This window comes from Snodgrassella sp. W6238H11, assembly GCF_016100525.1.
GTDB classification, from domain to species: Bacteria; Pseudomonadota; Gammaproteobacteria; order Burkholderiales; family Neisseriaceae; genus Snodgrassella; species Snodgrassella alvi.
Genome location: NZ_JACFSH010000006.1, coordinates 41,148 through 56,607 on the forward strand (window position 1 = coordinate 41,148; position 15,460 = coordinate 56,607).

At 35.3% G+C, this 15,460-nt stretch carries 17 protein-coding genes, 1 tRNA gene and 1 pseudogene; 5 read left to right on the plus strand and 14 right to left on the minus strand.

Features of this window, described 5'->3' with window-relative positions:
- The first annotated feature begins 199 nt into the window (after positions 1-199).
- The 3 genes from phoB (at position 200) to H3V00_RS09875 (ending at position 2,375) form a co-directional block, all read left to right on the plus strand.
- Positions 200-886 carry a phosphate regulon transcriptional regulator PhoB gene (phoB, locus tag H3V00_RS09865; protein WP_084552673.1) on the plus strand — a complete coding sequence of 229 codons (687 nt, stop codon included), beginning with the start codon at positions 200-202 and terminating at the stop codon, positions 884-886.
- Positions 887-924: 38 nt separating this feature from the next.
- Positions 925-2,286: a phosphate regulon sensor histidine kinase PhoR gene (phoR, locus tag H3V00_RS09870; RefSeq protein ID WP_198207876.1), complete on the plus strand. Its 1,362-nt coding sequence runs from the start codon at positions 925-927 to the stop codon at positions 2,284-2,286.
- A gap of 13 nt (positions 2,287-2,299) precedes the next feature.
- Positions 2,300-2,375 (plus strand) — tRNA-Lys (locus H3V00_RS09875).
- Here H3V00_RS09875 and H3V00_RS11685 read toward each other — a convergent pair.
- From H3V00_RS11685 to H3V00_RS11695, 5 genes are all read right to left on the minus strand, one after another.
- Positions 2,334-3,461, minus strand: a complete 1,128-nt coding sequence (locus H3V00_RS11685; RefSeq protein ID WP_198207906.1) for a site-specific integrase — start codon at positions 3,459-3,461, stop codon at positions 2,334-2,336. The two genes, H3V00_RS09875 and H3V00_RS11685, sit on opposite strands and share 42 nt — an antisense overlap.
- A gap of 50 nt (positions 3,462-3,511) precedes the next feature.
- Complete coding sequence (locus H3V00_RS11690) at positions 3,512-3,682, minus strand: helix-turn-helix domain-containing protein (RefSeq protein ID WP_198207878.1); 171 nt, start codon at positions 3,680-3,682, stop codon at positions 3,512-3,514.
- A gap of 966 nt (positions 3,683-4,648) precedes the next feature.
- Complete coding sequence (locus H3V00_RS09890) at positions 4,649-4,975, minus strand: LexA family protein (protein ID WP_370570106.1); 327 nt, start codon at positions 4,973-4,975, stop codon at positions 4,649-4,651.
- A gap of 168 nt (positions 4,976-5,143) precedes the next feature.
- A complete protein-coding gene (locus H3V00_RS09895) occupies positions 5,144-5,371 on the minus strand; it encodes a hypothetical protein (RefSeq protein WP_025329743.1) in 228 nt (75 codons plus the stop codon).
- Positions 5,372-5,908: 537 nt separating this feature from the next.
- Positions 5,909-6,094, minus strand: coding sequence for a type II toxin-antitoxin system HicB family antitoxin (locus tag H3V00_RS11695; RefSeq protein ID WP_080690416.1), 186 nt, complete (start codon positions 6,092-6,094; stop codon positions 5,909-5,911).
- A 352-nt stretch (positions 6,095-6,446) separates the two neighbouring features.
- On the opposite strand from H3V00_RS11695, the gene rimL reads away from it, so the two are divergent.
- On the plus strand, positions 6,447-6,998 hold the full coding sequence (gene rimL, locus H3V00_RS09905) for a 50S ribosomal protein L7/L12-serine acetyltransferase (protein WP_025329745.1): 552 nt from the start codon (positions 6,447-6,449) through the stop codon (positions 6,996-6,998).
- A gap of 132 nt (positions 6,999-7,130) precedes the next feature.
- On the opposite strand, the pseudogene H3V00_RS09915 reads toward rimL, so the two are convergent.
- The 8 genes and pseudogenes from H3V00_RS09915 to mobC all read right to left on the minus strand — a co-directional run.
- Positions 7,131-7,613, minus strand: a pseudogene (locus H3V00_RS09915) (IS3 family transposase); the annotation flags it as partial.
- 15 nt (positions 7,614-7,628) lie between these two features.
- Positions 7,629-7,880: an IS3 family transposase gene (locus H3V00_RS09920; protein ID WP_157784996.1), complete on the minus strand. Its 252-nt coding sequence runs from the start codon at positions 7,878-7,880 to the stop codon at positions 7,629-7,631.
- 191 nt (positions 7,881-8,071) lie between these two features.
- Complete coding sequence (locus H3V00_RS11485) at positions 8,072-8,197, minus strand: type II toxin-antitoxin system HicA family toxin (RefSeq protein WP_306216284.1); 126 nt, start codon at positions 8,195-8,197, stop codon at positions 8,072-8,074.
- A 265-nt stretch (positions 8,198-8,462) separates the two neighbouring features.
- Positions 8,463-9,362, minus strand: coding sequence for a DNA adenine methylase (locus H3V00_RS09930; RefSeq protein ID WP_025329746.1), 900 nt, complete (start codon positions 9,360-9,362; stop codon positions 8,463-8,465).
- Positions 9,362-10,969, minus strand: coding sequence for a ParB N-terminal domain-containing protein (locus H3V00_RS09935; protein ID WP_198207880.1), 1,608 nt, complete (start codon positions 10,967-10,969; stop codon positions 9,362-9,364). Before H3V00_RS09935 ends, H3V00_RS09930 begins: the two co-directional genes overlap by 1 nt.
- A 237-nt stretch (positions 10,970-11,206) precedes the next feature.
- Positions 11,207-11,761, minus strand: a complete 555-nt coding sequence (locus tag H3V00_RS09940; protein ID WP_180297659.1) for a hypothetical protein — start codon at positions 11,759-11,761, stop codon at positions 11,207-11,209.
- A complete protein-coding gene (locus H3V00_RS09945; RefSeq protein ID WP_180297658.1) occupies positions 11,698-12,231 on the minus strand; it encodes a hypothetical protein in 534 nt (177 codons plus the stop codon). Before H3V00_RS09945 ends, H3V00_RS09940 begins: the two co-directional genes overlap by 64 nt.
- Positions 12,228-12,497, minus strand: a complete 270-nt coding sequence (gene mobC, locus H3V00_RS09950; protein WP_198207882.1) for a plasmid mobilization relaxosome protein MobC — start codon at positions 12,495-12,497, stop codon at positions 12,228-12,230. The genes H3V00_RS09945 and mobC overlap by 4 nt, the downstream gene beginning before the upstream one ends.
- Before the next feature lie 764 nt (positions 12,498-13,261).
- Here mobC and H3V00_RS09955 point away from each other — a divergent pair.
- Positions 13,262-13,630, plus strand: a complete 369-nt coding sequence (locus H3V00_RS09955) for a hypothetical protein (RefSeq protein ID WP_025329749.1) — start codon at positions 13,262-13,264, stop codon at positions 13,628-13,630.
- 737 nt (positions 13,631-14,367) lie between these two features.
- On the opposite strand, the gene H3V00_RS09960 is transcribed toward H3V00_RS09955, so the two are convergent.
- Positions 14,368-15,453, minus strand: a complete 1,086-nt coding sequence (locus tag H3V00_RS09960; protein ID WP_051506526.1) for an ImpA family type VI secretion system protein — start codon at positions 15,451-15,453, stop codon at positions 14,368-14,370.
- Positions 15,454-15,460: the final 7 nt, after the last annotated feature.

The window sequence follows — 15,460 nt, forward strand, 5'->3', positions numbered from 1 at the left end:
ATACAATTAATATGGGATGGCTGTGGATATATTGCTTCTTAATGTATTGTAAGCTTATATTGTATTGCTAGCCTTGCAATAGTCAGTCCGGCACTCAATGTAGGCAACAGAATGTTGTGGCACAGGTTTTGGCTGAGTTGCTGGCTTTATATTTTCTTAATCTGTCACAATAGATAATTAATCTGGTCAGGAAATATATATGGCAGAAGTTATGGTATTGGTTGTAGAAGATGAAGCTGCAATTTCTACCCTGATTCAATTTACTCTCGAGCAGGCCGGCTTTGTTGTTCAATGTGTATCTAGTGTAGAAGCAGCACAGCCGTTATTGCAATCCAGGCTGGCTGACATGCTGCTAGTGGACTGGATGTTACCCGGACTTTCCGGTCTTGATTTTATTCGGCAGCTGCGGAATGATATTCGCAGCCGTGATTTACCCATTATTCTATTAACAGCACGAGGTGAAGAAACAGATAAAGAGCAGGGGCTGAATCTAGGTGCAGATGACTACATTACTAAACCTTTCTCACCACGAGAACTGATTGCGCGAATTAATGCACTTTTGCGCCGGCGTGCACCGCAAAAAACCAGTGTACCACTGCGTATTTATGGTCTGGAACTCGATCCGCAGGAGCAGCGTGTACAAGTAAACGGACAAACCATTCCCTTCGGACCCAGTGAATTTAAGTTATTACATTTCTTTATGACACATCCGGATCGGATATACACCCGCAGCCAGCTTCTGGATCTTGTATGGGGTGATCATGTGTTTGTTGAGGAGCGTACGGTAGATGTTCATATCCGCCGTTTAAGACGAGGACTTGAAACAGTGGGGCATGACCACCTTATACAAACTGTGCGTGGCAGTGGCTATCGCTTTTCACCATAGCCGGAAATACTTCTTAAATTTATCTTCTGTGAAATGATATGCTTCTGTCTGAACTGCGCCATCATTTATATTTAATACTGGCAACCTTGATTGTGGTTGTTGTAGCGTCATTGCTGGCCGGCGGTCTGCAAATCATGCTGATTAGCTTGTGCTGCCTGTTTTTTTTGTGGCTGGCGGGTTACTGGTATCATTTATTTAAACTGGTCCGGTGGCTGGAAAGACCGAAATTACGTAATGCGCCACAGGGGATCGGGATCTGGAACAATATTTTCAATACTTTGATGCTACAGGCACGTAGCCGTAAGAAGCGCAAGCAGAAACTGGGTGTCGCCTTGTTACGCTTTAACCGCATTGCTGAAACTATACCAGAGGGCGTATTAATCCTCGGGCAGGATGGACATATTCAGTGGCTGAACCATCTGGCTGCAATCCATTTGAATTTGGATGCTGAACAAGACAATAACAGTATGCTGACTGATCTGATTGAAAATATTGATTTCCGGCGATTTTTGGATGAGCCGGCAACAGAATCGGTGAATATAAAACTTACACTTGAAAATATGAACAGCGGATTACCACGTGTATTAAATATTATCCGTACTCCGTTTGACGAACAGGCAACCCTGATTATTACTCAGGATATTACTGCTGCCGAACAGCTAAACGCTACCCGGACTGCATTTGTGGCCAATGTTTCGCATGAGCTGCGTACTCCTTTAACTGTAATCAACGGCTTTCTGGAAACCTTAACGGATATGCCGGATTTGCCGCAAGAGCAGCGTCAGTCATTTATTGTACTGATGAGTAAGGAAGGGGCGCGCATGAATCATCTGCTGGCTGATCTGCTGACTTTATCACGGCTGGAAAATCAGGTTGTTTCATCTGTGCGCAAGCAGCCGGTGAATCTGAGTACTCTGGCTGAGCAGGTGGTATTTGAAGCTGAGATTCTGTCAGAAAATAAACACCATTTTATCTGTGAAATAGCTGCAGATATCTGGATAGAGGGGATTCAGCAGGATTTATATAATGCGTTCAGTAATCTTCTGTTTAATGCCGTACGCTATACATCGCAATATGGAACCATTACTATCCGGCTCTATATGAAACAGAATGTGCCGGATTGTAGTCAGCAAATTGTATTTCAAGTGAGCGATACGGGTCATGGTATCGCTGCGGAGCATATTCCTCATCTTACCGAACGCTTTTATCGTGTAGATTCAGGCCGCTCACGCGAGAGCGGTGGTACAGGTCTTGGGCTGGCCATTGCTAAACACGCTCTGGCAGAACATGGCGGTAAATTACAGATTGAAAGTATTACCGGGAAAGGCAGCACTTTTAGTGCCATATTACCGCAAATGAATAATAGCAAAGTACTTGACAGCAGCCGCACTCCTGCCTAAAATGCGCGCTCTTGGGTCGTTAGCTCAGTCGGTAGAGCAGCGGACTTTTAATCCGTTGGTCGAGCGTTCGAATCGCTCACGACCCACCATTTTTCCTCCATATTTTTCAATATTTTACGCATTTTATCTAGGGTTACTACTTCTTCATCTAAACAAGCACCTGTGACAAAACTGTGACATTCATTTTCCATGATATTGTCAATCTTTGATGCATGCTGAATTAAATGCTCTGGTGCCAAATGAGCATATCTTTGCACCATCTCTAAAGATTTCCAGCCCCCCCTTTCTTTTAGTGCATACAATGAAACTCCATCTTGGACTAGCCAACTAGCCCATGTATGTCTTAAATCATGCCAGTTAAAGTCTTCATCAATGCCTGCATTAGCCACACCAATTCGCCATAGTTTGTAATTAAGAGATTTAACAGGTTTATGACGTGAATTTAAAAAAACGTATTCATCGTGTTTACCTAATTGTTTAACTAGAATTTTTATGGCAGTATCATTTAATGGTATCACTAACGGTTTATCTGATTTCATATCTTCAGGATAGTATTCGCATGTTCGTTTTAAAAAATCGATTTGCGACCATCTCAAATTAAAAATATTTCTCTGCCTTAAACCAGTAGCTAAATCATATTCAGCCATATCAGCCATATACGTAACCAAATTATTTAACAGTCGTTTGGCTTCCGCTGGCCTTAGCCATTTCATTCGGTGTTTAGGCTCCTTAAATAGTTTGAGTTTTGGTGCCTGCTCCAGCATATCCCAATCTTGAACACACGCATTTAAAATTGATCGAATCAAGGCTATATATCTATTTTTAGTACCATTGGTAATATCCTTTTGATTAATTATTGACATAATCATTTGTTTATCAATCAGATGTATATAAATTCCTCTCAACTCTTGCAGCTGTCGAAGTCGGCATATATCATCCTTTATACTTTTTTTAATCCCTTTTTTTTCCTTAATCCATCTTAGGGCTGCCTCATCCCATAGGTATTTTGGTTTTTCATCTAAATTTATTTGTCTCCATGTTTCATACTTCAATTTATCGTGTAACTCTTCTGCTAATTTTCTGTCTTTAGTCCTAGTACTTCCGCGAATTCGTTTACCGCTCTGTAATGTAATGCTGTAATACCAAACTCCGTTTTCTCGTTGATATAATGACATTTTTTTTCACTCTCTCGTTGGAGTGACGCTTGCAATTGCATATTTTCAATTTAATGCATGAAATCGTCAAGGTCACTTTCTTTTATTACATAGGCACGGCCAAATTTAACTGCACGTAAATAACCGTCTTTGATATATTTTCGAATAGTCAGTGGGTAACATTGACATATTTTTGCAACTTCATCAGCTGTGTAAGTTTTTAAGCCTGGTAGGTTCCACAATATTTTTCTTAATAGATGATTTCAAAAACACGGTAATTAGACGTATCCATGAACCGTTTTAGTCGTTGTATACCTGTCTCTAGAATCAGATAATTATTTTTATCAACATAAAGAAACAGGCAATATTTTTTGCCTGCTTCGGTTGGACTAGGTAACAATCTAAAATGCGAAAATTCTTCCGGCGTATAAAAAACAGATATTTTTCTGTCTCAATAGTTTTAATATCATTAATCAGCATAATAAATAATCCAAGTTGTATTTATTAACGTCAGACATGCCATTGATTCTATGAATTAAAAATTAAAACGACCTAGCTATCTATAACAGCTAAGTCGTTAAATTTTGAATCTATTGATTAGTTAAACAATAGAAAAATAGAAAAATAGAAAAAATACTACCAACAGCACAACAAAGAGCAAAAAAAATCGAGAGATAGAGAATAATAGTAATTTCTTTGTTGTTTGTAGAAATGTTACTGAAATTCCATTTTAGTCGCGCATACACGCAATTCTCAAGCTGGTTAACCTTTTCCTCGTTTTTTTCTAATATTTCTATAAGTAAAGCCCGCTGGTTCTCTTTAAACATCAGAAAAAAATAAATATTAAAAGCAATGACTAACTAATTAGTCAGGCCTTTTTTATCTTAAATTTCTATTATTCAAAATAAATATTATATTTACATAAAAAATGAAGTTCAAACCTTCATTCACGCATTCAATATTTTAAAAACATAAAAAAAAGCGTTTTTATTTTATTTATATTTTAAAAGCATATAAAATTTTAAAAAAATTCGTTTAAAAAATCATATAAAAAACATATTTTTGTATATTATGAGCAAATAACATTGTACATAAAGTGCAATTTAGATTGCACATGAAGTACACGCTATATACATATAACAACTACATAGACCACTTCAAATATTTAAACGCAGAGCTAGAATCTTTTTTATTTATTTTAAATAAAGCTATCTAATTGCTTTTATGACAAAGGTTACAACTCCTACAACTCCTACAATTTCCATATTATCTTGTGGACAAAAAATGTAGTTATTAAATTTGCCAATAGTGCTATCGAAATTGAAATAGGCTATTTCATTTACTAATTCATACCGTCTAATAGTAAATGCAGTACCGATATTCGCCATCACGATGTCTGAATTCCTGGCCTCTAATGATCTATCTATGATGAGAATATCACCTGTACTAATACCGGCATTTTTCATTGAATCGTTGCCACATCTGACCGCTATGGTTGCAGGCTGATTTTTAATTAAATAAGACTGAATATCAATCGATTAGCGTTGTTGATCTGTTTCGTATAAATCAATCATTTTTAATTACTTAAAATAAATCGTTTACATCATCTTTGCTTGCCCAGGAATGTAGCCGTGTTTTATTCGTTTCTTGTGTGTCTTCAGTTTGCGATATATCCGGGGACTTGGTATGACCTTTAATCGTGTTTACTTTTTAGGTTTAGCTTGTTCTAGATCGCTTTGTATAGTTTTTAAGTATTTACATACATTCGCTGGGCTTGTTCGTACACCGTTTAATTCAAGAAATCGAACTATGTCTATATTAGATACTTTTTCTTGTTTCAATTTAATAATATCTTTTTTGAATTGCTCAAGCTTAGAAACTCTTTTCTTAACAGTTTTCAAAAATTCTTCAGCTGTAATGCCCAGGATCAAATCTCCATAAAATTTACTAAAATAAACTAATATTAAATATAGCGAATACTATAATAAACTAAAATTGAATAAAAATATATTTAAATTGAATCAAATAATACTAAGATTGAATGAAATAATACTGAAATAAACTAAAATACACCAAGATACACCGAAATAAACCACAATAAATTAGAATAATCTTATTATTCATTCGAATCCGCGCGAAAAATTCCCCTCAAAAAAAGAACGCCCATTAATAATAACGACTTTTAAACTATATGCAGGATAGGCAACAACCGGTAAAGCGGGGTCGTTGCCAAATTCAGCTTACGCTGAAACGCCTACGGCTAAACAAAAAAGTCAGCTTGATTACTGGCTTTTTATTATTAGGAAATACTTGTTTGAACGTGGAACTAAACTAACTAAAATCGCAGTAGTATGATTAAGAAAGATGGTTAATTCTATCCAGTGCCGCTTTGGCTAGAAAATTGGAACGGTTGTCATGGGTTAATAAAACATGTCGGTCAACCTTTTCCAGAATATATTATGGACAGCTTACATTAAAGCGTTCTGGTTAAATGTTAGATGATCAATATTCATCTCAACACCAAACCATTGTGCTCCGGCATAATCCGAGTTATTAATAAGGTTATCCAAAGATATCTGCTCAATTACTGGCTCTTCACCATCTTCGAGAATACTTTCAAGATGAAATTGGATGGCTTCTTTGGTATTGGTAATGTTTGCTTCAGGGTGTCACCATATAAGAAGCAACCTGGTAAGACTGATACAGTTACACCATAACCAGTGTTGCCATCTTTCTAGATTGCAATATGATGCGTAAAATTTTTCTAATTAATTTTTAGATAACAATAAAATTACCAGATCAAATGATCTGATAGTTTTTTATAATTAACGCTAACGCTAACGCTAACGCTAACGCTAACGCTAACGCTAACGCTAACGCTAACGCTAACGCTAACGCTAACGCTAACGCTAAAAATATAATCATTTAATTTAGTAACGTTGATATTATTCTTTAATTTATATTTATACTGACTGAAAATTGCTTATGCTCTTAAAGGAATAATTAATGACAAATACCAATCAACAAAGCATCATTGTCAATGAACATATTCATTTAGTGCCATCAGATCGACAATATTCATCTAAGTTATACAATATTATTAATATTAATCGTGATAATTTTAGTCAATTTATGGCTTGGCCTAAGTTTGTCAGTAATGAAGCAGACACATCAAATTTTTTAGATAATTGTTCAGTTGAACATCAAAAAGATATTACCAAAACTTATGTAATTTTACTGGATAATAACCCTGTCGGCTTATTATCTTTTAATCGAATAGATAAAAACAATAAGACTGCCTATATTGGTTATTGGCTTGATAGCCAAGCAGAAGGCAAAGGTGTTATGACGCAAGCAATCCAAGCACTCATTTACTACTATGCATCGCAAAAAATAATTAAACGATTTGTTATTAAATGCTCAGTGGATAATCCTAAAAGTAATGCGGTTGCTAAGCGATGCGGTTTTAGTTATGAAGGAACACTTAAACAGGCTGAATATTTAAATGGAATTTATCATGATCAAAATATTTATGGTTTAATTTCAATGTACCTTTAAAATAGTCACCAAATTATAACAAAATAATTACTCACTAACTTTATATTAAATATTTTATTACTGATTAAATTAAAGAAAGATCACACAAAAAACCGACTAATTGAAGTGACCTCATAAAGTTGGACACTTTTATTAAGCGGCTTGTAAGGCCTGATTTCGATATTCAACCGGAGTCAGACCTTTTAATTTGGCTTTAATCCGTTTGGTGTTGTAGTATTCTATATTCTTCTATTTTTTTTCAATCAATTCATCTGCATCTTGAAAGCGTTGTCCATGATACATTTCTGATTTTACTAGACCAAAAAAGTTTTCAGCTACCGCATTATCTAAACAAATTCCTTTTCTGGACATACTTTGTTTGATGCCATTATTAGCTAGTAGCTTCTGATAATGGCTATTTCTATATTGCCAGCCTTGATCACTATGTAGTAAGGGTTTTTCACACTGTTTTAATCGTAATATCCCTTTTTGAAGCATATCTGTCACCAAGGTCAAACGTGCATTTTTAGCCACTTTATAAGCTATTACTTCTAGATTATATAAATCGATAATGGGGAATAGGTAAATTTTCTGTTCATTTACCTTAAATTCTGTGACATCCGTTACCCATTTTTCATTCGGTCTCGATGATTAAAAATCTCTTTTAAGATAATTAGCTGCTGTTTTACCTGTCTCTCCACGATAAGAATGATATTTTTTAGGTCTTACTGTCGATTTGAGATTAAGCTGACCAATTAATCGTTGTACCGTTTTATGATTGAGCTTCATTCCTCCATTTATCAACGCTAAATGAATTTGGCGATAACCATAACGCCCTTTATGTTCATGGTAAATCGATTCAATACGTTTTAACTCATTTTCATAAGCAGACGGGGTTTTCAACTTATTAACATAATAATAAAAACACTTTTTGCCAGTTTTGTTGCTGATAGTAAATGTCTTAAGGAATACTGATATTTAAGAGCTAAAACAACTATAGAAATAATTGATATTTTCAGTTGATTTTTGAGACTAGCCTTATTAAAGACCAGCTTGTTTAAGAATATTCTTTACTGTTCCAAGCGATAAATCTTTCATGGGGTGGGAACGGTAACTCGGACTTTTTTTGTTAAATGCTTAAATTGGTGGTAGCTGCCTTTAACTGCGACTTCATACCACCCGTTTTCTTTAAGCATTTCAATAAGTTTTGAGCTATGCATATCTCCTTTCCTTGCTGTGTGTATTTTTAAACATCAAATGTAAAAAGTAAAAGATACTGTAACAAATAGGGTGATTTACAGTTGGTTTGAAAGTTGCTCAAATGCAGTTAGTGATATGAGAAAATTTATGGAGAGAATATTAAGAAAACAAATCGACTAACATAATGGTAGTTAAGAAAATAGTCGATTCGTTATTATTAATGAACTTTAGGATATACTAATAACTGAATTCATTAGTCAAAGTGAATGTTATATGAGTCTTACTTTATAATTGATTAAATTGTTCGTACTCTTTCTGTTTATAATATTGTCTGACTTCATTAAAGGTGACGTCGGGCTTAAATGATGTTTTTAATAACTCAGGTGAATGAATAATTATCTCAGATCCTTTACGTTTGATTTGTGCTGAATAAGTTAAATTAAATGGTTCTGGAAAATATTCAGTATATATATCGCAAATTGCAGGAGTATTATCGTAAGTAATAATCCACGGTTTTGTTAAGTGTTTTATGCTTTCGTACAGATGATAATGATCGTCATGCTCAAAAAAATTCTGATACAGTCCTTTACCTTTTACATAATATGGTGGATCAATGTTTACAAAAATCGGTTCATTGATGTTTTGAATATATTGCTGAATAAACAAAATTGCGTCTAGATTTGTTAAATGAATATCTTTTTTTCTAGAAGCTATCGCACTGATTTGTTTAATCAAGACAGTTCTATTAAATCGGCAATCAAGCTTATATTTTCCAGATTGTTTTAAACCGCCTATTACACCAGCATTTAAGATCCCTGACCGATTAGTGCGATTCAAAAATAAAGTGGCGAATCCAAGTTTTAAATAATCGTGATGTTTTTGTCGATATATTTCTCTTTGATGCAACCACTCATCAATATTAATTGGTGTTGTCAGAATAAGCTCACAAAGCTCATCCGTTCGATTAAGGACACTGTACCAAAAAGCATAAATGGCTTGATCCAAATCATTAATATAAACTTTTTGGGCGTGACCATTTAATAATAGATACCATGCAATAGCACAACCTCCGGCAAAAGGTTCAGCATAGTATGCCCCTTCAAGACCGTTTAGTTTGATTGTTTCAAGGACATAAGCTGTTAATTTTGATTTTCCACCCGGGTATCTTAAAGGAGATAAAAACATTAACTTTCTTTCTTTTTTTCTTTCATTTCCACTAAAACTTCAAATAAAGGTATGAGTATATCCCAAAAACTATTTAAAAATTCACGATTGATTTTATCAGTTGTGTTACCATGAATATATTTATTTAAGGTATCAATACTATAATCATTATTATAGTTGAGTATTTTTTGTAAAATTGACGTAGCTTTCTTGGATTCAAAATTTAACCCACTTAAATATTTGAGTTTTTCTGTTAACGTGATATCTTCGAAGTTTTTCTTTTTTTCTCTTTTCAAATCTAATTGTAATTGTCTGACAGATATGTAATTATCAACAGAAATATCTAAAAAGATTCGAATCCCTGCTGCTGATAAATGCAGATAAGATTTGGTTGGCAATTTCTTCAGTTCCTCAAATAAAGCATATAGTCTATGGTTATCTGTTGTAATTATATGTTTTTTATAAGCAAGATTTCTACGTTGAACATTTCCAGTTCGTACCTGATTATCCCCATCAGTTGGTTTTTCGGTGTCGCCACCAGTTGGTTTTTCGGTGTCGCCACCAGTTGGTTTTTCGGTATTCCCACCAGTTGGTTTTTCGGTATTCCCACCAGTTGGTTTTTCGGTGTCGCCACCAGTTGGTTTTTCGGTATCTCTACCAGTTAGTTTTACGGTATCCCCACCAGTTGGTTTTCCGGTACCACTTTCCTGAAGAGGTTTCACTTTAGGTAAAAATTCTAAAATTTTTTGCAAGTAATCGTCTACTGTACGTGTATTAACGATAAACCCTAAACTTTCATTTTTATTAATCATTAATTTTAAAAGATGTGCATATGCAATATAAAAGCTATTAATGTCGCCATTAATTTTAAATTTGTAATCATCAAAATTTATGTACCAAGCTTTCTTAACTTCAGAATGATTAAACCACCGTTCTAATGTTGATATTTTAATTTTTGTTCCATATAACACTTCATTTTTTTCATCTGATGTTAAATGACAAGTAACTTTTTCATCCTTTTTTAGTTCAATAATATGATTAGCATATATAGCACCTTTAATTGTACTTTGGTCAAAACCTGTTAGTTTTTCTAGCTCATTTGGATCATGATGGTATTGATTATATATATTAACTATAAAACGATGCTGTTGAGCTCTATCCCAAGAAACTAAGCCATTATTTGTTGATGTATGCCGTTTCGTTACATACCAGATTGCATCTTCAAAAGAAGGTGCTAAGAAAACATTTATTTTTTCAATTTCGTCCTTGTTAATTGATTCTGACAAATTGGTCACAGTTTCCCGGATGTTAATGGGCGAGTTTGCTGGATTAAGTAATAGTTTTAGCGCCATAACTCGTCTATTACCTTCTGCCACAGTAAATCCTGCTTCATTATTTTGCCAAATAATTATAGGATCTAAACCTATAAATCCATTTTTAGCAATGGAAGTTATTAAATTGATAAATTTTTCTTTGCCATTATTATCTTTAATCAGTTCTTCTACACAATCTCTGAGAGTTTCTAATTTCCTAGATGGGTTAAATCGTGGATTGGTATCCCAAAGTTGCAAATCATCTACTGATTTATATTCATGTTTTTCATACCACTTTTGATTTATTATTGTCATGCCCAGCTCCTCAAATCTAGCTGTTTAAAACTCAAGCATTCAAGCCTTTTAATTGTTTGAGCTTAAAAAAGTGTAAAAGGTTACAAATTAATAAAAATTAATATAAAAAAATATAAACAATTATTATATATCTTTTATATGTTTTACTAAAATAATAAATTGAGTAAGTTAGATATTTAGCAATAAATGATCAGAATAATATGTAAGCATTTTGATTAATATTTACATATTGATTTGTTAACGTTCAAGATCATTTCGCTCAATATTATGAATCTGCTTTTGATTCAAATCTTTTATAGTTTTATCATATCTTTCTTGAGTCTGAGTAGTAAAACCAGTCTTAGTTACATCTGTAGCAAATTTACTTAGCAGCCTGGCTTCGGTTTTGTGTCCACATTTGTATAGCTCTCTGGCTAGCTTGGCATATTCGCTGACGATTTCCGAACGTGTTGCAACTGCTTCTTTCAGGAAGATATGTGCCGGTCTGTTACCGGTTTTAATAGCTTCAATTAATTTTTTAGCCTGTTCTTTGTGAACATTGCCTGCATAACCACGTTTTTGCATGGAACGCAGTACAAAATTTTCTCCTTTCCTGGTTACTCCTCTGTGCTGGCGACGAGTAGCTGCGCAAGGTACGCCTTGTTTGCGCATCTTTTCAGCAAATCGAAGCCGCCATTCGAACAGATCATTTTTACGGGGATTAAGTCTTTGGCCAAACTCATCACGTATCAGTACACACAGGTGTACATGTGGGTGAGCCGGTGCATCAGGGCGTTCACTGTCTGTATGCAACGCAAATGCGTATTGGTGGCCTTAAACTGTTCAGCGGCAAATTCCCTTGCTGCATTCTTTACGGCCTCTGGTGGCGTTCCTGCGGACATAGAAAGCACAATATTAATTGCTTCCCGCTTTTTACTATGTTCCGGTATTCCTAGTTTCTGCCAGTCATTGATCTGGCCATATACTTCTTTTTTGCCTTGGAGTTTCTCACCATCCTGATTTTCTATATCTATTTCACCATTCCGGCTTATGTAATTGAGATGGCCGCGAATTCCTTTCAATCCGGTACTTGTATTACTTTTGCGCTTGGAAATTTTAACCATTACTTCAGGTTGCTTAAGAGCCGCAGCACGCAAATTGGCCAGACCATAGCCAGCTTTTAGCGATGGCGTAGGTTTCTTTTTGAATAAAGAAAAACCGACAGAATCTTTCGTTCTGACGGCGCGGGTTTTGTATAACCAATCGTCTATGGATCTGCTCATTCAAATTTTCTCCTACTTGCCTGGACTACTTCACTTACACTTTCTGTGTGTTTCTCAATGAGTGTACGAAGTTTCTGAATTTCATCTGTGGTGATTCCGCCTGATTCACCAATGTTCAGCTGACGAGCTATCTGATTAAGATTGCGCCCGATGCGTAACAGCTGGTAATTGGACTGATACAGTGCCTGCATTTCATTATTTGACAGGGTAGGGTGTCCGGTAATGTAGTGATTGATAATATCCACAACAAAGGCATTAGATGTCATTAAATGTTGTCCAGATACTGCGTTTAAATATTCAAGCTGGTCATTGTTTATTTGTATTTCCAGTCTTTTTTTATTTCGTTGGCTGTCTGCATTGCTGTAGTTATTTACACTATCCTTTGGCTCAAGATTTAGCTGCTCTAATAATAAAGTTTTGGCCAGTTTTGAAATACTAGGCTTACCGGCATTTATCTAGGGTTACTATTTTTTTCTCTCTAAATTATCAGTTGTGACAAAACTGTGATACTTCTATGTCATGATATTGTCAATCTTTTATGCATGTTGAATTAAATGCTCTAATACCAAATGAGCATATCTTTGCCTCCATTTCTAAAGATTTCCATTCGAAAGTCATATATAAAACGCTATCTTTAACTAGTCTGGTAGCCCATGTATGTCCTGAATCATACCGATTGAATTCTTACTTAAAACCTCTGCAGGTGAGGTATTACTGATTTCAGTGCGACCAGTAATAGTATTTACATTTCTAGATCCGAGCTGTGCAAACTCATTTTGTATTTTTTAGGTAATAATCAAAATTCGCTAAACTTGTTTGTAGACCGCTTAATTCCAGAAACCAGACTATGTCTATGTTAGATATTTTAGCCTGCATCAATTTAATAATGTTATCTTAGAACTGCTCAAATTTAGAAGATTTTTTCTTGATAATTTTTATAACTCTTCAGTTGAAATACCTATAATCTAATTCTTACAAGCCAAGTGCAGGAGAGAAAGCGACAATTATTAATAAACCAAAGGAATAGAAAATGAATAAGATTAAATGGATAACTCAGGCGATAGCGCAGCCTTGTGAAGTACAAAAAAGTTTATTTCCTGATTTTGTGAATGTTGCGGACGAGCTGGCTGTTGAGTGGGAAATGGCTTTAGATGAATTAAACGATCCTTTGGTCGCATCTTCTTTCACGTCTGAGCAAAAATTGGCAATTAAACAGTTAGATGATAATATGTTATCTATAAGTGGAGCACCTAACATCCAATACTGGAAAAACGATGCGCTTTGTCAATGTGCTGAGTGGCAGAATATGAGAGAAATGGCTATGGCAATATTACTCATCATGGGATGGGAAATTACCGTACCGGCAAAACCTGTTGCTCTATATATTAATCACAGTTAAATATAAGATCCTAGCCTGTTGTATACCGGTATGCGCCTAATACACTCTCTTGGATTGCCCGTGGGGATTGAGCGTAGGTTGTAGCGCAGAACAATTAGCCAATAATAGGGCTAATGGGAAAAAGATGAAGCATAGGTTTTAGATAAACTAAGTAAAAAAGATAATATTATAGTTATAGGTACTCAAGTTCATGTAAAAACTCCGGGTCTAGGTAGAGGGCAAAGGATTGATATTCTTATTTGAGATTTACATACAGGGAAAATAAAAGCTATTGAGGTTAAATATAATGGTGCTACTAAATGTAATGATGGAACTTCAACTAAGGCAGGAAAAGGGGCTTGTTCGCGACACGGTGGAATAGCACGATAGAAATTTAAGCAATAGTGTGAGAATAATATTTTTAAAGTAGTATTTTGCACTTAAAAATATTTAATTTTAAAAAGGGACATTGCCGTTTTTATACGATTATTTTGGTTGCACAGGCAACCAAAATAATTAGTAAAAGTATAAAGAGATTTAAATTCTGATAAGTTTAATTAAAAGTACATTTGAAGCTGATTTAATGTAGATTCATTTTTAACATTAACTACCAGCTAAATAAATATCATTTTTTATTTTTAGCGTTCAATATCAGAAACTTCAGATGTTAATTTGCTGATAATTCTGGATCCTGTTCTATATTTATTTTCATACAATTTTCTGTTTATTTTGGCATATAGTAATTAAAAAGTTGATTTTTATGATTCTGAGTCATCCCATTTCTGCAGCAGTTCCAATGGTATAGTGTTAACTACTTCGGAAAATCGTTTGCCGACCATGCGTTCAGCCTGACGTAGCAGCGGAATGGTTGGACTACTTGGTTCATGAGCTTCAAACCAGTTACGGATGTCTTCAATACGTTGAAGTGCATCAAAGCGGTCGGTAATCGCAGCCGGCAAAAACTTCTCTGACTCATTTATTATTGTTTCTTCCGGAGAAGAAAGAGTCATTTCTGCAGTTTCAGTGATTGATGTTTCACTGGAAACTATTAGTGTATCTGCTTGTATATTGTTTTCGTCAATAGTTTCGCGTTTTGGTGCAGCCCGGGTTTCATTATCCTGTAATATTTTCAGTAATTTTTTTAGCGGATTTAAATCTGGTGCTGTATTTTTCAGAATTTCATCAGCCCAGGTTTGCAGCTTATCAAGGATCGGTATAGTTTCATCCAGTGCTGTCAGAGCCTGACTGGCACGTAAACGTAAATCCACCAGCTGTCGCCGAACCGAATCAGGTGCCAGTGCATCAGCAGGGCGCGGTATTGATAAAGATCGTTCTACGTCCCTGATTTGCAGCCGCAGTGCTGAATTGCTCGATAAAGTAATACTGCGGATATCAGCCATTACTCCTTCCGGATCGATGAGTGCCGCCAGAGCATTGCTGCGTACCAGAGCCGCATCTTCTTCATCACCTGTTTCATCAGATTCAATCTGCGGATAGATATCTTGCGGATAAGTACTACAGGCTGATTCCAGTAACTCTAACCCATCGCGCAATCCTGTAGCACCATTAAGCTGGATTTTGCTGCGAAGCAAGATAATGTAAATCCGGATGTCTTTGGTACGCAGTAGCAATCTCAATGCATCACGTTCGATTTCATTCCAGTTTACGCCTTCCGGTTTGTTGACGAAATCACCGTATTGCGCTTCTGGCTGTTCAGTAGAATTAGAGAGTAATAGCAGAAATTCCGGATCGTATTCAAGGTTGCTGCCACAGGGCTGCTCATCAGACACAGGCGCAAGAAGATCGGCATATTTTGGATTTGTTTTTGATTTTTTGTTACTCATTATTTCC